The organism is Zymobacter sp. IVIA_12111.31 C1, from assembly GCF_047495495.1.
Classification (GTDB): domain Bacteria; phylum Pseudomonadota; class Gammaproteobacteria; order Pseudomonadales; family Halomonadaceae; genus Zymobacter.
The window spans coordinates 2,407,038-2,428,366 of record NZ_CP179930.1; the positions used below are offsets into that span (position 1 = coordinate 2,407,038).

Here is a 21,329-nt window from a genome sequence, read left to right on the forward strand (position 1 = left end):
ACCTGGCATCCAAGCACTTTTCAAGATTCCCTAAGCATCCAAAAGGTGGCTTGCGCTGTGTCCAAATTGATGGTCTTCGCCGGTAACGCTCACCCAGAACTGGCACGCAAGGTCGCCGAGTGCCTCGATAATCGTCTTGGTCACGCGACCGTTGGTCAGTTCAGCGATGGCGAAATCGCCGTCGAGATCAATGAGAACGTGCGCGGCAAGGATGTCTTCATCCTCCAGTCCACTTGTGTTCCTACCAATGACAACCTGATGGAATTGATCCTGATGGTTGATGCCTTGCGTCGTGCTTCCGCGACTCGTATCACTGCCGTCATGCCGTACTTCGGTTATGCACGCCAGGATCGTCGCGTACGTTCTGCACGCGTGCCGATTTCGGCCAAGGTCGTGGCAGACATGATGGTCAAGGCCGGTGTAGACCGTGTCATGACCATGGACTTGCACGCAGATCAGATCCAGGGCTTCTTCGACGTACCGGTCGACAATGTCTACGGCTCTCCCATCCTGCTGGATGACATCGAGCGCCAGAACTACGATGACGTCGTCATCGTCTCCCCTGATATCGGGGGTGTCGTTCGTGCGCGCGCTGTCGCTAAGCAGCTGAATGTGGAACTGGCCATCATCGACAAGCGCCGCCCACGTGCCAACCAGGCACAGGTGATGCACATCATCGGTGATATTCAGGATCGCACCTGCATTCTGGTCGACGACATGGTCGACACTGCGGGTACACTGTGCAAAGCAGCCGAAGCACTTAAAGTGCGCGGTGCTAAACGTGTGCTGGCCTATGCAACGCATCCGATCCTGTCCGGTCCGGCTATCGACAATATCTCAAGCTCTCAGCTTGATGAACTGGTCGTTACCGACACTATTCCGCTTTCCGAAGCAGCGCGTCGCAGTGGCAAAATCCGCCAGCTGACTGTCGCAGGTCTGATCGGTGAAGCCATTCGTCGCGTCAGCAACGAAGAATCTGTCAGCGCCATGTTTCACTGAGGCCAACAGCCTCGGCACGACAAGCGTTGACTGCAAAGGGGGTACAGCTTCGGCTGTATCCCCCTTTTCACGAATGACAGGACCTGGTCGCGGGCCTGTCAATTTCGTTAATAAGGCGTCTATTGCGCCTATCAACTATGCGTATTCCTCCAGGAATACCGATGAGGTCTATTCCATGAAACACGATTACACTCTTACTGCTGTCGTCCGTACGGAGCTGGGGAAAGGTGCGAGCCGCCGCCTGCGTCGTGCGAACGAACGTGTTGCAGGTATCATCTATGGTGGTGAAACTGCACCGATGCCGATCGCTATCGACAAACCGGCGCTGTACAAAGCCATCGAAGATGAATCTTTCTACTCTTCCATCATCACGATCAACGTTGATGGCAAAGCAGAGAAAGTTGTTGTTCGTGACCTGCAGCGTCACCCGTTCAAAGCGGTTCTTCTGCACGCTGACTTCATGCGTGTCAACGCTAACGAAGAAATCACGCTGACAGTACAGCTGCACGTTATCAACGAAGAAAACTGCAAAGGCGTTAAAGTCGACGGCGGTGAACTGCACATCCAGAACACTGATATCGCTATCAGCTGCCTGCCGCAGAACATTCCGGACCACCTGGAAGTCGACGTTGCAGACCTGGGCGTGGGTGAAACCATCCACCTGTCTGGCCTGAAACTGCCGGCAGGCGTTACTGCTGTCGAACTGTCTCACGGTGACGACCACGACCAGCCGCTGGTTAGCGTTCATCGCGTAGCAGATCACAGCGAAGCAGAAGGCGAAGAAGGCGATGCACCGGCAGCAGACAGCGCCGCTGAATAAGCCCTAATCGCTCCCTTCGACCATCCATGTATCCTTTCCGAGAGCCGTGGTGTGTCCACGGCTCCGGCGGCAAGAGGCAGTTCTTATGAGCACAGTATCGGCTATTATCGGGCTACGTAATCCAGGAGCTCAATATGCTGATACGCGCCACAATGCCGGGGCATGGATGGTCGAACTGCTGGCACGGCAGGCCGGGGCATCACTGCGCAGCGAGCGCAAATTTCTCGGTGACTACGCTAAAGTCGAGCTGGACGGTCACACTGTCCACCTGCTGCTTCCCAGCACGTTCATGAATTGCAGCGGCCAATCGGTCTCACTGCTCACCAAATTCTTCAAGCTGTCCCCCGAGCAACTGCTCGTGGCCCACGACGAGCTTGATATTCCTCCCGGACAGGCGCGCTTCAAGCAGGGGGGTGGCCACGGTGGCCACAATGGCCTGCGCGACATCATCAGCGCTCTAGGCAATAACCGCTCCTTCCATCGTCTTCGTATTGGTATCGGTCATCCTGGTGATGCTAGCCGCGTCGTCAACTATGTGCTTGGCTCGCCCGGCAAGAGCGATCGGATTGCCATCGACTCAGCGATCGAAGCTGCCGTCGATGCTCTGCCTCTGGCACTGTCAGGGGACTGGGCAAAGGCCATGAATCGCCTGCACGCCGTCCGCTTCTAGGTTCTTTCCTTCGGGCCTCTATTTATCAGGATCATGCCATGGGTTTCAATTGCGGTATTGTCGGCCTCCCGAACGTGGGTAAATCCACGCTGTTCAACGCGCTGACCAAGTCCGGCATCGAGGCGGCAAACTTCCCGTTCTGCACCATCGAACCGAACACCGGTATCGTACCGATGCCTGACCCGCGCCTCGACGCGCTGGCCGAAATCGTTAAACCTGAGCGTACGCTGCCCACCACGATGGAATTCGTGGATATCGCGGGACTGGTCGCAGGGGCATCGAAGGGTGAAGGTCTCGGTAACCAGTTCCTGGCCAACATTCGCGAAACCGAAGCCATCGCACACGTCGTACGCTGCTTTGAAGACGATAACGTCATTCATGTAGCCAACCACGTCGACCCGCGTGCCGATATTGAGACGATCAATATCGAACTGGCCCTGTCCGATCTGGGCACGGTCGAAAAAGCGCTGACCCGTCTGGTACGCGCGGCCAAAGGTGGCGACAAGGAAGCGATCGCGGTCAAAGCGCTGTTCGAACGCATCCAGCCGCATCTGGCAGAAGGCCAGCCGCTGCGCAGCTTCGGTCTGACCGATGATGAAAAAGCGCTGGTACGTGGCTATGGCTTCCTGACCCTCAAGCCGACGATGTACATCGCCAACGTCAGCGAGGACGGTTTCGAAAACAACCCGTACCTCGACATCGTGCGCGAAATCGCCGCTTCCGAAGAAGCCGAAGTGGTTGCCGTGTGCAACAAACTGGAAGCTGAAATCGCCGAGCTGGACGACGAGGAAGAGAAAGCCATGTTCCTCGAAGAGCTGGGCATGGAAGAAGCAGGCTTGGATCGCGTGATTCGCGCCGGCTATAAACTGCTCGGCCTGCAGACCTACTTCACAGCGGGCGTAAAAGAAGTACGCGCATGGACGGTGAAAGTGGGCGCAACAGCACCGCAGGCTGCCGCAGCGATTCATACCGACTTCGAAAAAGGCTTTATTCGTGCTGAGGTCATCAGCTATGACGACTTCATCGAATTCAAGGGTGAAAGCGGCGCGAAAGAAGCAGGTAAATGGCGTCTGGAAGGCAAGTCTTACATCGTACAAGATGGCGATGTTATGCACTTCCGTTTTAATGTCTGATCAGCTTTTTCGCTGCACTCAATAGACATCATGGAATCCACGCCTCGGCGTGGATTCTTTCATTTTAAGACGCTCTCCCCTTTCAAATATCTTTTCCCTTCTTTTCAAGACCATTCAATCGAATATATAAAACGCCGTTAAAACGGGCTATGCACACAGATAGCACCGCATGTGACAAGAAACAGTTTCTATTCACTTATAACGGGATATCACTATGAAGCGCTGGCTGGCAAAGTTGTTCAGCAAGAAAAGCACCGCCAAGGAAACGATCGAGCAGACGGCCGGATTCCCGGTGCCATGGGAAAGCCACCTACAAAGCATCTACCATCTGTTGGCACCCTACGCGCAAGGTAACGACCCACTACCAGAAAGTGCTCAGAAGCTGCCGGATGAGCAGTCAAAGAAAGAGGAAATGTCCTGGGCCGCAGGGGCCGTGGACGGGGTTTTCACCCACCATGCCCTTAGCACCCAGAATGAAGAAATCGCTGACACGCTGTTCGACGCATTGAATCAGGTGCTGATCCTGCCCTCATGGGAGAATATGGAGGAGCTATATGCACTGCTCAAGAAGGAGTCGCCACTAGAGTACATTGATGCGTTAATGGCAAAGATACCGCAGACATCTTCACTTCCCGCCCAACAGCTTCATGACTTAGCGGTATGGCTGGCACAGGAAAGCCCCGACCGCCAGGCAGTAAAGTGCGCGATTGCGCTATTAAGCTTCTTCCCTTCGCAACAAAATCTTGCAACGGTCATGACGCTCGGATTGCACGATGAGTTCACGCTGTTCAGCACCGTAGCCGTATCCAACATAGTGACTAAAGAAGGGTATGAGGCCACGCTGGTCGAAATGGCCCGCCGTGTGACGGGCTGGGGGCGTATTCAGATCATCGAGCGCCTGCCTGAAGAGCTATCAGAGACAACTCGCGACTGGCTTCTGCGCGAAGGTTACTCCAACACCGTCATGATGGAATATACCGCCTTGGAGTGCGCCATCAAGGGACAGCTACTGACCGCGCTGATGAGTGATAACGTGGACGATGCCTTACTGAACAGTGCAGGTGAACTGCTCTCTGCACTGCTCAATGAAGCCCCAGTATCGGGCATCTCGTGCTATGAAGACGGTGTAGCCGCCTGTCTGCGCTATCTGGCGCTGGTGAAACAGAGCCCGACTCACGACATTACTCACCTGTTGGCCGCACATGCGCTTGGAGAGTTTGTTGAGGATGACAATAGAGACTGGGATCGCCTTGCGTCGTGTGGATGGAATGAAGAGAACCGTCAGCACGTCGGCAATGAAGCTCATGTCATCGTGGCACAGCCCAAATGGCAGGAGGAAGTGAGCAAAGCTCTCTCCTCTCACGACAGTGAACTGGGACACGCTATGGTTCACGCCGCGCGAGTACTGAACATCGACCCGTGGGACGCCCTCTATGCCCGACAGTCTACATGTCCATCGGCAGAAGATAGCCACTGGTACTCTCTGATGAAGACCGACGATCGGCAACGCATTGAGCGCGTCGTTGCGCTGGCCGAAAAGCAGTTCGATCTGGCCGCCATAGCGACAGGGCCCGATACACAAATGGGATTCGGTCCTGCCTATCAGCAACACCGTGAATTGAGCCTTATCTTGCAGGACCTTGATCAATTCGCGGGTGCCGGCCTGTCGTTGATTGAAGCGGGACTGCGCAGTCCGCTCATCCACAACCGCAATATGGCACTCCGTGCGTTGGAAGAATGGCCCAAGGAAGAGCGTTCGGCAGCGCTGCACGCATTGCTTGAAGCCGCTTATGAACAGGAGCCGGAAGAAAGCGTCCGCAAACGTCTGCAAGCGCTGCTTGCCGAATAATCATTCACCGCTTGGACAATACACAAGGCCCATCACCCTGCGTTGGAGGGTCTTGTCGTTTATGATGCATGACACCCCTTCCCCGTCGGAACAACATATTGGTGCCCGCAATAAGAACGTGTTTCATACCCCCAATACCCATGTCATTGAGGGGATTTCAAACCACAAAACTGCGATAAAAGCCGTCTATTTTAGAAAGGGAAAAGTAATTAATTAGGTTATGAAACAGCCTCTAGCTGTGCCGTTTATCATAGAGCGTCATTATTTATACTCGGTATAATAAACATACCATAGGGCATTTTAGTGTGCCCCACCATAAGCTTTATCTAGAGCACCGTTAATTCATTCAGATAATAGCAATATGATTTAAATCGGCGGCGCCCCTCATTCAAACCACCAAGCACTTTCCCTCCAGCACTACGCGACATCCCAGCAAGACCACGCTACCCTTGCACGCGCGATATGCGTGTCAGCCGCTCACCACAGCCGTTCGAAACGAAACAGTTGCGTTTCATCACCATCCTGCTTATAACCCTCAGTAACTCATACTTATTAAATCGTATTAATAATCAGTCACATTGAGCGCACTCATCAAGATCGCCGATAATGGTTACTTCAACTTCCCAGCGCTTCGTCTATCGAGAATAATGGCGCATCGGTGATTGATAAAGGGAATAATGCTTTGGATAACTCGTCATCACTCTCCTCCATCGTGCAGCACCGCACCCCGGTCAATCTGACAGGGCTAATGCAGGTGCTGAGCCAGCACCTCTACTCCACGCCGATGGTGGCCATTCGCGAGCTGGTGCAGAACGCACACGATGCTATCGTTCGCCGCCGCCTTGAAGCACCGGAATGGCAACAGTCCGCCAGCATTCGTATTGAGTGTGACCCCGCGGTACCGTCCATCACCATCACGGATGTGGGCTCGGGGCTGACAGAAGAGGAAATCCATCAGTATCTAGCAACGGTGGGGATCGGCTATACCCGTGGCCTGCGCCAAAGCGATGATGATACCGGTCTGATCGGCATGTTCGGGCTGGGGTTTGCCTCAGCCTTTGTAGTGGCGGACAAAGTGACGCTCACCACCACCTCGTGGAAAGCACCGGACATCAGCTGGCGCTACCGCTCCAGTAACGGCGAAACCTATACCGTCGAGCAGGCTTCGAGCCACCCGGTCGGTACCTCTATCGAGCTGACGCTGAAGGATGAGTTCGTAGGGCTGGCCAATACGGCCCACCTGAGTGCAGTACTCAGCCGCTACTGCGCGCTATTGCATGAACCAATCTTCGTCGGTCAGTCCGATCAGGCCATCAACCATATCACCCCGCCGTGGCGTGAACAGAAAGGTGCCGTGGCCCTTCATCCCTCTCTGGTACAAAAGCGCCATCTCGAATTTGCGTCACGCTTCGAGCAGCGTTTCACACCCCTTTGCGTGCTGCCGGTCGAACCGCAGGGCGACAGCGATGCGGTAGGCATTCTATGGCTGCAGGACGGCGCGACCTACGGCACCAGTGATAACCGCAATCTGTCACTGTTCCTGCGCGGCATGCTGATTGACGACCAAGCACGCGAGCTGTTGCCACCGTGGGCCGGTTTCGTCGGCGGTGTCATCGAATCCAACAAGCTGGTACCCACCGCCAGCCGTGAAGACCTTCAGCGCGATAGCCGCTACAGCGCAACGCAGATGGCCCTCAACGAGGCGCTGATCACAGGGCTGGCATCGCTGGCCAAGCAGCAGCCGGAAATCTGGCGTCGCGTTATTGCGCGCCACAACGAGGCCCTACTGGGTGCCGCCCTGTGCGACGACCGCCTATTCGACCTGCTAAAGGACGATCTCAACGTGCCGACCTCACAGGGCGACATGCCGGTCAGCACGCTGCGCCGCGACAACAGCCTTACCGTGATGCTAGGCGAGGACGGCGGTTTCGAAGCGGTGCTGTTCCGCCTGCTACAGCGTCCCGTCGCCCACGGCTATCGCTATGCGGTGGTACCGTTCCTGCGTCGCTGGGCCGAACACTACGGTGCACGTCTGATCGAGATCGGCACCAAGTCCGGCAACCAACAGCTGTTCGCTCTGGAAGACATCACCTCGGATGAGAAACAGTGGTGGTCCTCACGCTTAGTTGACGATGAAGGGTTCGTACCCGCGCGCTTTGAGCCCACCTCGCTACCCTTGATCGTGGTGACTGATCGCGAGGCTGAGCTGAAGAAACGGCTTGAACAAGACGATGCCGACAAACGCATGAGTACCGCCGCGCTCATGCTGGCACGCCAATTCACTCAGAACATTGAGCAGACCCATACGCAGATCCTGTACCTCAACTTTGCCAACCCCGCCGTTCAGGCGCTGTCACGCTGCTGGCAGGCAGGTACGATGCCCGATGCTGGTGCTTTCCCGCTGTTGAAGAGTTTGAAGGTACTGCTGGCCGCACAATCGCCGGACTATCAGGGTGGCAAACTCGATCAGGCACTGGAAAGTTTTGGTCACGTCCTTACACAGCTGGCGCATGCCGCCGCACGACAGGAGCAGTAAGCATGGATATCTGGCAGTGGTATCAGCAGTACGAGCGCGACATGTGGGAATCAGGTCAGGACTACCCCGTTCGACTGGTCGATGACTTTCTCGAGTCCGTAGTGCACATGCAATATGGCAAGGCCGAAGCATTGCTGCCCGAAGTGCGCGCGCTCAAACAGAGCGCCAACAACCCGTGGCTGGAAGTGTTGCTAGGGCACTGGGAAATGCGCCATCGACTGGGCAACGAAGCCGAAGGACAAACGGCCCTTGCCGATGTCGTGGCCCTTTATGAACGCGCTCACCAAAGCGACACCGCAGAATGCCCGCAGTCGGTCTGCGTGACGCAGGACCTGAGCCATTGCTACTGCAACGTCGATGCCCGCGGCTGGGCGGACGAACGCATTGCCGTCTGCCAGGAAACGATGGCGGGCATCGACCCTAGCTGGAGCTGCTATCAGTGCCTGTCGGACGAACAGTTCGATGCCATGCTCGATAAGGGGCTATATGAGGAAGCGCTGACGTTCGTGCGTGGGCAGATTGAAAAGATCAAGGCTGCGGATGCGGACGAAGATGATGAAGCCCTGCGCGAGAGCGAAGCCGAAGCACTGATGCTGCTCGGCCAGTACGATGAAGCGCTGGCGATCATGGATCGGCTGTGCGAATCCTCGAACGTCGGCGACAACAACACGCAGGCGCGCGAAACCCAGAATATCATTCGTCTGCAGGTACTGGCCCATGCCGGCCGCGATGAGGAAGCCTGGGAAGCTCTGCCTGCAGTAACCCCGCACATTGCCATGCGCTGGGTCGATGTGCTCAGCACGCTGATATCGCGTGCGCCGGAACGCAACACGTGGCAGGTCGGCCGCTCGCTTCAACAGATTCTTGAGCAGCGCATTCGCGTGGGCGCACCGCGCGATGCCATTACTGTCGCCAAGGTACACATCGCGCTGGCGCTGGCGCGCAATGCCACCTGGACAGCACGCCAAGCACTGGCACTGGCTAAAACACAACTGCCCAAATTGCGCAGTGCACTCGGCGACGATCAGGCACTGGCGGCACTGGAAGCTCAGCTTGATGCACAGACCCAGCAGGTTGCGCTGCCGGTCAGTGCCGATCAGCTGATGGCGTGGCTCAGCGCGCGCGACGACAGCGAGCGCGATCCTGAGCAAGAAGTCGAGTGGCTGACACTGGCCTTGGCCGAGCGCCCCGACGATCATCCGCTGCGTCAGCTAACCGCTTCTGCCTTGCAAGCCTGCGCAGCGAACGAGCAGGCCATCCGTATCCTGCAAGAACGCGTCGAGCAGCATCCCGAAGAAGAAAGCGAGGTGCCGTATCAGCTGCTGCAACTGTTGCTGCAAAACAGTCGTTTCAGTCAAATCCAGCGCCTGGCCGACCGGTTCGAGGCACCGCTGCCCAGCATGGCCTGCTGGTATCGTATTCATGCCGCACAGGCGCAGGAAGACTGGCAAAAGGCCGAGCATCTGTGCCACGACATGCTTCAGCTCCCCGGCAACGAAGATAAAATCATGCCGCACATTATTGCAGGCGGCGCAGCGATGAAGCTCAAGGCCTTCGATCGGGCACTGAGCCATCATCTGGAAGCACTTGAACGCATCGACCGTCAGCAGGAGATGTCGCCCAACAATACGATCTGGGATGCCATCACCGCGGCCAGTGCGCTTCAGGATTGGGCACAGGTACGAACGCTAGGGGCACGGCTCGGTATGACGTTTTCAAGCGAAGAAGGCCCTATCGAAGAGAACGGTGGCTGGATTCGTCTGCGTTTCTGGGAAGACAACGAATACCGCTTCTATCTGGCCCAGCGTACGGGACCAACAACCGCCATCGTGCGACAGCCCAACTCCCGCGATGCGTCTCAGCACCTGAATGATCGGGTAGTGTTTGAACCGGCACTGCTCAATGAACCGCCGCAGACCGAAGAAGAACAGCAGAACTTCATCGGCGTCTACGAGGCCCTGCACGTCATCGCATCCGGCGGCTATGCATCAGCATGGTTCGTCGATGGCGCCGCCCCTGAACAGGAGGTGTTCCAGCATTTCGTTGATCAGCTTGAGGCCGAAGGCTGTAACGTCTGGATTACCAGCAACGATGACTATCAAATCGTCGATACCCAGGCCGGCAATGCCGTACTGCCGGGCCTGTACTTCCTGCTGTCGGCACCGCAAAGCATGCCATTGCAAACACTGGATGCCCTACTGACCCGCCTGACCGCTGACTGGCCGCATCAGCCTCACTGGCTGGGACTGGCCCGCAAGGCCGGTGTTGACGATACGCGCCACACCGCCATCATTGAGCGCTACCAACTCTAGGCAACCAGCGGTGATGGGCCCGTTCCCCCTCACCGCTCTGCGGGGATGCGTAGTGAGCGTGATGCTCGCTGCCCTTCCCCGCATTTTTACGCCCCAAAACACTGTATAGACATACATAAATTTATTCATATAATGTGGATATACAACCACATAAGCAGGGAAACGTGAGGACGGTAAGCGAGGGGGGACTCGAACGCATCACCCTATCAATGGCGTCTTCTTGGTGGACTTAACCGCATAACAGGAAGGCGCCATTCTTTTATGCCGGCTCACTCGACAGATAAGGCCACGTTGCTCGTACTCATGGAGCTACGTTTCCTCAACGATTCTGCTCCATCGCACGATATAGCGGCATGGTCCGCCAGATGAATTTGTGGAAACCGATCAGGTGCGAAAATTGTTGATCTTCCAAAAAAGTAACCCCGTTTATTTGGGATAGTATCGTCAGCAGCACGATGACTCTCGTCCATCACTTCAGGGATCACGCCATGACTACGCTGATTTACCAGGATGCCAAATCACACAAGTTCTGGACCGTAGAACAGCACGAGAAGGAACTGCACCTGCGCTGGGGGAAAGTCGGCAGCCAAGGGCAAAGCCGCACCAAGGACTTTGCCAATGTCGAGGGTGCTGCGCTGGAAAAGGACAAGCTCATCAAGGAAAAACAAAAGAAAGGCTATGTCGTGGAAGAAGGAACCCCTGCGCCAACAGCACAGGTTAAGGCCAGCACTCCTGTCGAAGCCGCTCCAGCGACCCAAACGGGACAGCGTCCGCCGTGGTTGCTGGATTCCGAAGCCATTCCCTTCCCTGAAAGCATGGCCGCCACGGCCTTCAGCCATCGCCTACTGCCTACGCCAGCGCGGCAGGCCTACGCGCCGATGGACAAAGCGGCGTCCCAAGCCTTGCAGCAGGCCGCCATTCGCCAAGCACACTGGGAACGGAAGACCATCCACATTGATGCCTCGGAATGCCCGGCGTCTTATCAAGATGACGTTGCGCTGGCCCAGCAGCACATCGACCAGCAACTTCCCTTCCCTGAGTCATCACCGCGTGTAGGCGCCATCCTAGCCGAGATCACCTGTAGCCGTCTGACGCACAGTCGCGGCACTCCCGAGCACCCGGCGACCGAAACGAACCTGATGGATGCGCTCGTTGATGGCTACGGCTTGGACTATGTCATTGAGCTGTTCATTTATCGACAGCAGTTATGGAGCGTCAGCGACTACCGACAAGGCAGCTTCCATTTCGCAATAGCAGATACTGTGGTCGGGGTGCAACGCCGCTACTATCTGAGTGAGTTCGAGGCGCGCCTGCGTTTCCATCTGACTCGCGCCGACGAGGCCCTCTGGCAACGCTGCGCTCGGCGCCTCATCGACGCCCTGCCGCTCATTCCCTGCTGGCGACGCCCCTTCGTCTCGTTCCTGCTGCCAGAGAAGCCAGAACTGGCCGACCTGATCACTGAACAGGCGGCAGGCGATAAAGAGATGGCATCGCTGGAGTGGCTCAAGCTGACCGCCACACGCCCTGATACCGTGGCGCGACTCGACGGCTACCGCCAGCAGGGGGTATTCGGCTACCACTTTTTCGAAGGCTCAGCGCTTGTCACATTACTGAGAGAGCACGGTATCCCGGGCATTGCTCGCATCGCGGCCTACCATGAAATTTACGAGCTCGGCACGGTACTGGGTAAAATCAACCACCCTGATGCCCTGACGTTGCTGCTCAAAGTGGCGCAACGCAATAAGGACTACTTCAAGCAGTGTACCGATGCGATTGCCAAGTACCCGCACGCTGCCGCCGCTGCGCTGGCCGAACTGCTGGGTACGCGCAAGGATAAGGACACGCCGTTCTGGAACGGGCAGCTCATAGCGCTGATTGGCGATCAACCGCACCTCGCTGAAGATATTGCACCTTGGCTATCCACTGGGGCTCTGAACGTCATTAAGGGCATTCAACAGCAGCTCGACAGGCCCGTCGAGCTGGCCGATGACAGTGAACTGCCGGACATTCTGGTCATGCCACCGTGGCTGACAAAGAAGAAAAAGGTACAGATTACCGAGCTTGAGCTGCCACACCTCACCGTTGAGCCGCTACTCAAACCACTGGCTGCGCCGATGCCGTGGATCAACGACCGAATAGCCAAAGCGAAAGACGTCGGCACGCCTCAGCTGCTGAAACTGATGGGATACCGTCGCTACGGCTCAGAGCAAGGAGTTCCCACCGCCCTCGTCGAGGCCTTCGACAAGGGCGACTATGACGATTTCAGACAGCAGTGGCGCAAGCAGACAACTTACTATGTGCCAGCCATGGAGCTGTATGTGCTATGCGAGCTACCGCACGACAAGGCCATCGAAGCTTGGACGGCACTGGCGGGCGACATCAGCAATGGCGCGGATGCCATCATGTATCGCTTTGGGCTGGACGCACTGGAAGGTTTCATCAAGAGCTTCGGGCGGGCACCTCAGGAGAATATGGCGACCGCGCTGCAAATAGGCGCAACAGAACTGGCGCCGCGTATGGCTCGCGCCTTCAACAAGCTGAAAACAGTGCGCGAAGACGCCAAGCAGTGGCTGCTGGCCTACCCCGAGCATGCCATTGCAGGTGTACTGCCTGACGCGCTTGGGCGCAAAGGGGAAGCCCGTGACCACGCACGAGCGGCCTTGCTGATGCTGGCAAACGAGCAACACGAAACACTGATTCGCGACATCGCCGCCCGCTATGACCAGCCTGACGTCATGGCCGCGCTGGAAGCTCTGCTGGCACTTGATCCGCTTGACAACTTCCCGACCAAACGTCCGGCCCTGCCTGCGTTCTATAGCCCCCAGCGCTGGCGTCGTCCTTGCCTGCACAGTGGAAAAGCCCTGCCTGACACTGCGCTGGAGCATATCGGCACCATGCTGCGTTTCCCAATGGTCGATGGTCTGTATCCGGGGCTGGAACAGGTCAGGGCCGCGTGTACGCCCGACTCACAGGCCGCTTTCGCATGGGACATGTTCTCGGCATGGCTGTCGGCCGGTGCGCCATCCAAGGATAACTGGGCCTTCACTGCACTGGGCATCTTCGGCAACGATGAAACAGCCCGCCAGCTAACCCCGATGATCCGTATCTGGCCCGGAGAATCGCAGCACAAGCGCGCGGTCACGGGGCTGGAAATACTGGCACAGATCGGTACCGATATCGCCCTGATGCAGCTCAACGGCATCGCCCAGAAGCTCAAGTTCAAAGGCCTGCGTGAAAAGGCACGCGAAAAAATCGCGCAGATCGCCGAACAGCGCGAACTGACAGTAGCCGAGCTGGAAGATCGCTTGGCACCCGATCTGGGGCTGGACGCACAAGGATCAATGCGGCTCGATTTCGGACCGCGCCAGTTCACGGTCAGCTTCGACGAAGCCCTCAAACCGTTCGTACGTGACATGCAGGGTAGCCGCCTCAAAGACCTCCCTCGCCCCAATAAGAGCGATGATCCCGACCAGTCGGCAGACGCTGTCACTCGCTACAAGGCGCTGAAGAAAGACGCCCGTGCGATTGCCAGTCAGCAGGTGCAGCGTCTGGAATCAGCCATGTGCCAGCAGCGCCGCTGGACGCAGGTCCAGTTCCGCCAATTCCTCGTCGAGCACCCGCTGGTTGGCCACCTGACACGACGTCTGGTATGGGCCGCCTACGATGCCGATAAGCAGCTGACCCACTGCTTCCGCGTGGCAGAAGACAACACTTACAGCACTGCTGAAGACGATGAGTTCCTGTTGCCAGAAGGCACCGCTCTAATTGGCCTGCCTCATCGACTGGAAATCCCCGAGCAGGATGCAGTGGCCTTCGGCCAGCTGTTCACCGATTACGAACTGCTGCCGCCATTCAGCCAGCTGGATCGTCCCTGCTATGCCCTGACCGACGCCGAGCGCGAATCGCTGATACTGGACCGCTGGCAAAACAACCTGTGCCCAAGCGGCCGACTGGCCGGACTGACCAACAGGGGCTGGCTGCGTGGTGAACCACAGGACGCTGGCTGGATCGGGTGCATGATGAAACCGATGGGAGACTGGACAGCAGTCATGGATATGAGCGAAGGGTTCTGCGTGGGCCTGCCGCCGGACGAGTTCTGTGCTGAACAGACTGTCCGCGCGATAGGGCTCGTGAAGGGGATGCCCGAGTATCTGGGCTGGTGGGATCCAAAGCAGTGCAAGCACACGTTCAGCGAGCTCAGTGATGTGGCCGCCAGCGAACTCCTCAATGACATCGAGAACCTATTTAGCTGATACCGGAGGCTTCACGGCACACCGTGAAGCTCTCTTTCGCTATCGACGCATGTTCGCTCAGGAGAATCACCATGCCAGCCCAAAAGGCTTCCTTTCAACGTCCCCCTGCGGCGGTACTCTACGCCGATGAACTGGCCCGGCTTCAACAGCAAGATAGAGGGCCACGCCCGCCGGGCTGGCAACTCAGCCTGCCGGCCGTGCGTGCCTTCATCCTTGGTGATGAAGCTCACGCCGTATCTGCCAAGGTTGTTGCATCTACCGCTTCCATCGAACGCATGCTGGTCACACTGGCCACGGGTCGTGGCCTGATGCTGGTCGGTGAGCCCGGTACGGCCAAGTCGCTGCTGTCCGAACTGCTGGCCACGGCCATTAGCGGAGATGCCAGCCTGACAATTCAAGGCGGGGCGTCCATCACCGAAGACCAGATCAAATATGGCTGGAACTACGCCCAACTGATCAACCAAGGACCGACTCTTGATGCCTTGGTGCCCGCGCCGCTCTATCAAGGCATGCGTGACGGCAAGCTCGTGCGCTTTGAAGAGATTACCCGTGCGCCACAGGAAGTGCAGGACTGCCTGCTGGGTATGCTGTCCGACCGCGTGATGACCGTGCCCGAACTGAGCGACGACGACAGCCAGTGTTACGCACGTGAGGGCTTCAACATCATCGCGACCGCCAACACCCGCGACCGAGGTGTCAACGACATGAGTGCCGCGCTGAAGCGCCGCTTCGATTTCGAGACCGTATTCCCCATCATGGACTTTCAGCAGGAGCTGGCGCTGGTGGCATCGGCCTCACAACGCCTGCTGGCACACAGTGGCATCCCACATACTGTGCCGGACAGCATACTGGAACTGCTGGTGCGCACCTTCCGCGACCTGCGCGCCAATGGTGCTCAGAAAACGTCGATGGATACGCTCAACGCGATCATGTCGACGGCCGAAGCGGTCAACGTGGCACATGCGGTTGGTGTACGGGCATGGTTCCTCTACCAGCGAGAAGGCGAACCGGCCGATCTCGTTGACTGCATCGCAGGTACTATCGTCAAGGACAACGAAGACGACCGTGCCCGCTTGCGCCGCTACTTCGAACAGCGCGTCCATAGTCGAGAAGGTGCGCACTGGCAGGCCTATTATCAGGCTCGCCATCGCCTGCCTTGAAAAGGGAATCGACCATGACGGTACCCGTCTCGGTGTCCGATGCGCCCACAATCATCGGCGTTCGTCACCATAGCCCCGCCTGTGCACGCTGGGTCAGGCAGTGCATCGAACAGGTACGACCAGCCTATGTGCTGATCGAAGGCCCCGCCGATTTCAATCCACGCCTGAACGAGTTGCTGTTGCCTCATCAGTTGCCGATTGCGCTGTATGAGTACTGCCAACATGAAAACGATGAGTCACGTAGCGCAAGAGCCTGGGTACCCTTTGCCGAGTGGTCACCGGAGTGGCAGGCACTGCAGGCCGCCCACCGTCAGCAGGCCAACATTCGTTTCATCGACCTGCCGATCTGGGCCCATGATGAAGATGATGACACTGAGGGTGATCACGCTCAGGCCTACGAACAGGCACTTCGCCACGCCACGCACATGGAAAATGTCGATGCGTTATGGGACCACCTGTTCGAAGACGAGGCTCAAACCGATGTACTGCCAACGGCACTGACCAACTATTTCGATAGATTGCGCCACACCCAGCCCGGCAGTCAGCGTGATCAACGCCGAGAGGCCTACATGGCCCGCTGGGTCGCATGGGCGATGGCGCAGCGGCAAGGGCCGGTCGTGGTCGTCTGTGGAGGCTGGCACGCTCCGGCACTGGCACGTCAGTGGCTAGACTGCCCATCAGCAACCACTCCGCCTGAAGTGCCCTCACCACCGGCCGATGCGCAGGCCGTCGGCAGCTACCTGATGCCATACAGCGAGAAGAAACTGGACGTGCTGACAGGCTATCTGTCAGGAATGCCGGCACCGCTATGGCAGCGCTGGTGCTGGGAACACGGCCAAGCACCAGCGGGTGAGCGGCTGCTGTACACCGTAATGTCGGCGCTACGCCACAAGCGTCAGCCCGCCTCCACCGCCGATATGGGAGCCGCGCATCTGCACGCGCAGGCACTGGCGCAGCTTCGCGGTCACCGCATACCACTGCGCTCGGACTGGTTGGATGCCCTCGCCGGCACGTTGATCAAGGAAGCGCTTGATGAACCGCTGCCGTGGAGCTATCGCGGCACGCTGCATGCGGGTACCAACCCGATTGTCGTTGCGCTGGTCGACTGTTTGGCCGGCCAGCACTACGGCACACTGGCTGCCGACACGCCTCAGCCCCCGCTGCCGGGCGATGTGCGCCGTGAGCTGGCCCGCGTCGATATTTCTCCCCCGTCCACGCTGTCACTGAACAGGCTGGATGAACAGGGACTCCAGCAGAGCCAAGTACTGCATCGACTGAAAATTCTGGAGATTCCCGGCATCCACTGCCTCCACGGCAGCCCATCGGTGCTGTCGGCCGACAGCGAGGAGCAGTGGCAGGTACAAACAACGCTGCATCAACATGCGGCCCTGATCGAAGCGGCGCGCTACGGTGCCACATTGGAGGATGCCGCTCGCCAACGGCTAACGGCAGCACTGGCCTCGGCCAGCGATCTATCCCGAGTGGCTCATCTGCTGAACGATGCGGCGCTGGCAGGGCTAACCCGTTTCAGTCAGCAGTTGCTGAGCCAGCTCACACTGCTCATTGCACGTGAGAGTCGCTTCGACGCTGTAGGTAGCGCGCTTGAAGTGCTGTACAACCTCTGGCGCTACGACCGACAGTACGGCGACATCGTGCAGGCTACGCTGCAGGCGGCATTGGACCGCGCACTATGGCTACTCGAAGCCACCAACACTGTCGATAAGCCACAGCTCAATGCCCATTTGCACGCTTGGCAGGTGCTATGCCATATCCTGCGCGACCAAGGGCACCTCGACCATTCTGCGACACGGGCGTTGCTCCCGCTGCCTCGCGCACAGGCCGTAATCCAGCGCCGATCGCAAGCGCTGAGCGCCGCACCGCTCATCCGCGGAGCAGCATTGGGCACCCTGATCCGCATCGAACACCCCTCCGCCACCGCCGAAAGTGCTCTGGTCCTGCTGTCCCACTGCACACCGCTGCAGTTGGGGGAAGCACTGCAGGGACTGATGGCCCTGGCACGCCACCAGCTGACGTCGCACACGGCCTTCGTGGAAGGCTTCAGTCAGCAGCTAGCACAGCTTGGCACCGATGACTTCGTTCAGGCGTTGCCTGACCTGCGTGCCGCCTTCGCGTGGCTACCTCCGCAGGAACGAAGTCAGCTGGCCGACCAGGTGCTTGCACACTATCAGCTGCCGCTTGCCGCCACTCAACTGACCCAGCCCATTGCCGTTGCTCCCGAACGACAGGCGCGCAATCAACGCCTCGAGCAGTACGCACTACAGCGACTGCGCCAATGGGGCGTGCTCTAAGGACGATTCATGTCAGATCTACCCGATATCCTGTCGATACCCGAGCTTCAGCGCTGGCGCCTGCTGCTCGGAGAAGCCTCCGAAGACCGCTTAGGCGGGCTGGATGAACGGATACAGGCGATGGACAGCGCCCTAGAATGGCTGTACGGGCGCGACCCCGAGCGACTGCAGCGCGGCGAACGCCAAGGCGGGCACGGTTCTTCGCAGCTCTCGACGCCGGAATGGATCAATACCATCCACACCCTGTTTCCTACCGACGTGATCGAACGGCTGGAGAGCGATGCGGTGCTGCGGTATGGCATCGACGATGTAGTGACCAATGTTGACGTGCTAAAGCGCATCGCGCCCTCCGAAGGCCTACTGCGCGCGGTACTGCATACCAAGCACCTGATGAATCCTGACGTGCTGCAACTGGCCCGTCAGCTGGTACAGCAGGTGATCGAACAGATCATGGCCAAACTGGCACACGAGATACGTCAAAGCTTTTCGGGTACACGGGATCGGCGGCGACGCTCGCGTATTGCCAATGCCCGCAACTTCGATTTCCAGCGCACCGTGCGCGACAACCTGCACCGCTGGGATCCTCAGCGCCAAAAGCTCTATATCGAATCGCCGGTCTTCATCAGCCGCACCAAACGGCACAGCGAAGCCTGGCAGCTGGTGCTGCTGGTCGATCAGAGCGGCTCAATGCTGAGCTCGGTCATTCACGCGGCGGTAATGGCCGCTTGCCTGTGGGATCTACCAGGCGTCCGCACTCACCTTGTCGCTTTCGACACCCAAGTGGTCGACCTGACTGCCGACGTGCAGGACCCCGTAGAGCTACTGATGAAGGTACAACTGGGCGGCGGTACTCACATCGCCCAAGCCGTACAGTACGCACGCCAGCTGATCGACAATCCACAGAAAGGCATCATCGTGCTGGTCAGCGATTTCTGCGAAGGCGGCTATCACGGTGCACTGATACAGCATATTCGCCAGAGCGTGCAGAGCGGCATCAAAGTGCTGGGGCTGGCCGCGCTCGACAACGAGGTCACACCTCACTACGACCATGACATCGCACAGGCAATGGTCAACGTCGGTGCACAAGTGGCTGCCATGACCCCCGGCGAACTGGCCGGCTGGCTAGCAGAGGTACTGGACGCATGAACATTCGGCAGGAACTGCTAGAACTGACGCCACAGGCATTGATAACGCTCAGCAATGCCGGCTTCGTCAAGCGATGTCAGAAGACGCTCGAGGCAGGCAAGGCCCCCGAACTCATATTGCATGAGGACGGCACGCTCGAAGCCCGCTTTGACGATGGCACTGTAACCTCCCTGCCACCCGAAAGCGCCCTTAAGGAAGCACAATGCAGCTGCCCCGCCAGCGGCATGTGCCGCCACCGCGTGATGCTGGTGCTGGCCTACCAACAACACTGCGCCGAACAAGCGCCCGCTGCAGAGACACCTGCCGCTGGCCGCTGGCACCCCGGCGACTGGCTGACAGCGCTAAACGAACTGCCCGCCGCCACCCACCGCCGCGCGCAGACTCTAGCGACGCAAGGACTAATCATCGAACTAAGCTGCCCGTCCAATGGCGTACCCGCTGCCCGCCTGCCAATGAGTGATGTCCGCTTCTTTTCGCGCAACAGCCTGCGCTTCGCACGCTGCGACTGTGTCGAAGGCACGCTGTGCGAGCATGTCATTCTGGCCGTGCAAGCGTTCGCTGCCGCTGAAGCCCAACAACCGGGCTTCGAACAGCTTACGTGGCAACTGCATGCTCAAGGAGCCGAACAGGATGGCACTCGCGCCGCCAACCCATTCGATACCGTCGAAGGCCAAGCCTGCGTCGAGAGCGTCAATGCGCTCTATCTCACACTGTGGCAGGACGGCCTCAGTCAGCCGCCGGTCGGGTTTGAACGAGCGTTAAAGAAAGCACTGCGCGCAGCACAGCAACTGGAATGGCGCTGGATAAGCGCCGCACTGCAACAACTAGGCGATAGCCTGTACGCATTTCAGCACCGCGCATCGAACTACGATGCCGAGCACACGCTGACGGAATGCGCCGAGCTATGCGCCCGACTGAAGGCGGCGCATCAGATGGCCTGCCTCACGCAGCAAGGTGAACTGCCGCCACAGCCGTGGCGCACCATCGTAGGCCAAGGCATTGACGGCGAAAGCCAGCTTGATCATCTGCGGCTGGTCTCGCTGGGCATGAAAAGCGCCCAAGACACCGAGCACTACAGCGCCCGGCTATGGTTCATCGACCCCGACACGGGCAGCCTGCTGCATATCACACGTCAGTGGCCACTTGCAGAACAGGCCAATATTCCCTTGGAACGACGTCGTATCGCCAATGCCCAGATCGCCACACTGGCCGGGGGACAGGTTGTCGCCCAAGGAGCCTATCGCACCGCAAAAGGCGAACTGAAGCTGGAGTCCCGCGCACGACGCACCAGTACCGCGCCACTCAGCCCACAGGCATGGCACATGCCACAGGTGACGCAGTGCCCCGCCAGCATCAGTGCCTTGCGCCAGCACCTGCGACAGCGACTGCCCGCGTTTGTCCGAGCATGGCATCAGGCAGACAATCTCTTCATCGTCCCCATAGGCACCTGCCAACAGCTGCATTGGAATGCGGCTCAGCAACAGTTGGAGGCCGTCATCAGTGGGCAAGATGGCGACGACGATATGCTCTATCTTCGGCTACCCGTACAGCGCAGTGCACCGCAGGCGATCGACACACTGATTCACATTCTGGGTGAACAGAACAAAGTGCCACTCGGCAAGATATCGGGCTATGTACGTATGAAGTCTGGTCGGCTGGAAATGGAACCGCTAATGGTTATGACCCAGCGGCGCGCATGGGCACTGCACGCCGAACACCCGCCCTCCGCCATCGTGCTGCCACCAGCCTCCTCTCTATCGAACGATGGACGAACCGTCGACGCCATACTGCTGGCGCGCTGCCAGACTCAACTGATCCAATGGCTGCACAACGGCATCCGTCATCAGTCACCGCGAGCATTCGAAGACATGCGCCAGCTGGCAGCGGCCGTACATGACGGCGGCTTCGAAGCGCTCGCTCGCCTACTGCGCCTGCTGTGCGATCAGATTCAACAAGGACAGGAAGAGGAATGGCCCGCAACGCTGACCCGCGCCATCGTACTGCGCGATGCGCTGGAACAGGATGATGGTCCGATAGAGTAAGAGAGCACCCAGCGGTAGCGCCTCTGATGCATGCAACGATGCAGCCTTTTATTGTAGTGATGAGCACTGCATCAAATGCACATGGTCGTCATGTCATGGA

Annotated in this window: 12 protein-coding genes; all 12 read left to right on the plus strand. The window is 58.3% G+C overall.

Annotation, left to right across the window (positions count from 1 at the left end; all coding sequences use genetic code 11):
* Positions 1 to 69: 69 nt before the first annotated feature.
* Positions 70 to 999, plus strand: coding sequence for a ribose-phosphate pyrophosphokinase (locus tag ACMHYW_RS10835; protein ID WP_038279144.1), 930 nt, complete (start codon positions 70 to 72; stop codon positions 997 to 999).
* A gap of 175 nt (positions 1,000 to 1,174) precedes the next feature.
* The gene (locus tag ACMHYW_RS10840; protein ID WP_414499921.1) at positions 1,175 to 1,819 is read left to right on the plus strand and encodes a 50S ribosomal protein L25/general stress protein Ctc; all 645 of its coding nucleotides are present in this window, start codon (positions 1,175 to 1,177) and stop codon (positions 1,817 to 1,819) included.
* A gap of 85 nt (positions 1,820 to 1,904) precedes the next feature.
* The gene (gene pth / locus ACMHYW_RS10845) at positions 1,905 to 2,489 is read left to right on the plus strand and encodes an aminoacyl-tRNA hydrolase (protein WP_027705864.1); all 585 of its coding nucleotides are present in this window, start codon (positions 1,905 to 1,907) and stop codon (positions 2,487 to 2,489) included.
* Positions 2,490 to 2,527: 38 nt separating this feature from the next.
* Positions 2,528 to 3,622, plus strand: coding sequence for a redox-regulated ATPase YchF (gene ychF / locus ACMHYW_RS10850; RefSeq protein ID WP_414499922.1), 1,095 nt, complete (start codon positions 2,528 to 2,530; stop codon positions 3,620 to 3,622).
* Positions 3,623 to 3,836: 214 nt separating this feature from the next.
* Positions 3,837 to 5,471, plus strand: coding sequence for a hypothetical protein (locus ACMHYW_RS10855; protein WP_414499923.1), 1,635 nt, complete (start codon positions 3,837 to 3,839; stop codon positions 5,469 to 5,471).
* Between the two features lie 682 nt (positions 5,472 to 6,153).
* Positions 6,154 to 8,007, plus strand: coding sequence for an ATP-binding protein (locus ACMHYW_RS10860; protein ID WP_414499924.1), 1,854 nt, complete (start codon positions 6,154 to 6,156; stop codon positions 8,005 to 8,007).
* 2 nt (positions 8,008 to 8,009) lie between these two features.
* Positions 8,010 to 10,319: a hypothetical protein gene (locus ACMHYW_RS10865; RefSeq protein ID WP_414499925.1), complete on the plus strand. Its 2,310-nt coding sequence runs from the start codon at positions 8,010 to 8,012 to the stop codon at positions 10,317 to 10,319.
* Positions 10,320 to 10,807: 488 nt separating this feature from the next.
* Positions 10,808 to 14,572, plus strand: a complete 3,765-nt coding sequence (locus ACMHYW_RS10870) for a DUF4132 domain-containing protein (RefSeq protein WP_414499926.1) — start codon at positions 10,808 to 10,810, stop codon at positions 14,570 to 14,572.
* A gap of 71 nt (positions 14,573 to 14,643) precedes the next feature.
* Positions 14,644 to 15,732 (plus strand): ATP-binding protein, encoded by a 1,089-nt coding sequence (locus ACMHYW_RS10875; protein WP_414499927.1) that lies wholly within the window; start codon positions 14,644 to 14,646, stop codon positions 15,730 to 15,732.
* 14 nt (positions 15,733 to 15,746) lie between these two features.
* Positions 15,747 to 18,041, plus strand: coding sequence for a DUF5682 family protein (locus ACMHYW_RS10880; RefSeq protein ID WP_414499928.1), 2,295 nt, complete (start codon positions 15,747 to 15,749; stop codon positions 18,039 to 18,041).
* Between the two features lie 9 nt (positions 18,042 to 18,050).
* Positions 18,051 to 19,187, plus strand: coding sequence for a VWA domain-containing protein (locus tag ACMHYW_RS10885; protein ID WP_414499929.1), 1,137 nt, complete (start codon positions 18,051 to 18,053; stop codon positions 19,185 to 19,187).
* Positions 19,184 to 21,229, plus strand: coding sequence for an SWIM zinc finger family protein (locus ACMHYW_RS10890; RefSeq protein WP_414499930.1), 2,046 nt, complete (start codon positions 19,184 to 19,186; stop codon positions 21,227 to 21,229). Before ACMHYW_RS10885 ends, ACMHYW_RS10890 begins: the two co-directional genes overlap by 4 nt.
* Positions 21,230 to 21,329 lie beyond the last annotated feature (100 nt).

Excerpts from the sequence above, each read along its gene's own strand:
- ACMHYW_RS10835 (WP_038279144.1), top strand. The coding sequence starts at position 70 with ATGGTCTTCGCCGGTAACGCTCACCCAGAACTGGCACGCAAGGTCGCC.
- ACMHYW_RS10840 (WP_414499921.1), top strand. The coding sequence starts at position 1,175 with ATGAAACACGATTACACTCTTACTGCTGTCGTCCGTACGGAGCTGGGG.
- pth (WP_027705864.1), top strand. The coding sequence starts at position 1,905 with ATGAGCACAGTATCGGCTATTATCGGGCTACGTAATCCAGGAGCTCAA.
- ychF (WP_414499922.1), top strand. The coding sequence starts at position 2,528 with ATGGGTTTCAATTGCGGTATTGTCGGCCTCCCGAACGTGGGTAAATCC.
- ACMHYW_RS10855 (WP_414499923.1), top strand. The coding sequence starts at position 3,837 with ATGAAGCGCTGGCTGGCAAAGTTGTTCAGCAAGAAAAGCACCGCCAAG.
- ACMHYW_RS10865 (WP_414499925.1), top strand. The coding sequence starts at position 8,010 with ATGGATATCTGGCAGTGGTATCAGCAGTACGAGCGCGACATGTGGGAA.
- ACMHYW_RS10870 (WP_414499926.1), top strand. The coding sequence starts at position 10,808 with ATGACTACGCTGATTTACCAGGATGCCAAATCACACAAGTTCTGGACC.
- ACMHYW_RS10875 (WP_414499927.1), top strand. The coding sequence starts at position 14,644 with ATGCCAGCCCAAAAGGCTTCCTTTCAACGTCCCCCTGCGGCGGTACTC.
- ACMHYW_RS10880 (WP_414499928.1), top strand. The coding sequence starts at position 15,747 with ATGACGGTACCCGTCTCGGTGTCCGATGCGCCCACAATCATCGGCGTT.
- ACMHYW_RS10885 (WP_414499929.1), top strand. The coding sequence starts at position 18,051 with ATGTCAGATCTACCCGATATCCTGTCGATACCCGAGCTTCAGCGCTGG.
- ACMHYW_RS10890 (WP_414499930.1), top strand. The coding sequence starts at position 19,184 with ATGAACATTCGGCAGGAACTGCTAGAACTGACGCCACAGGCATTGATA.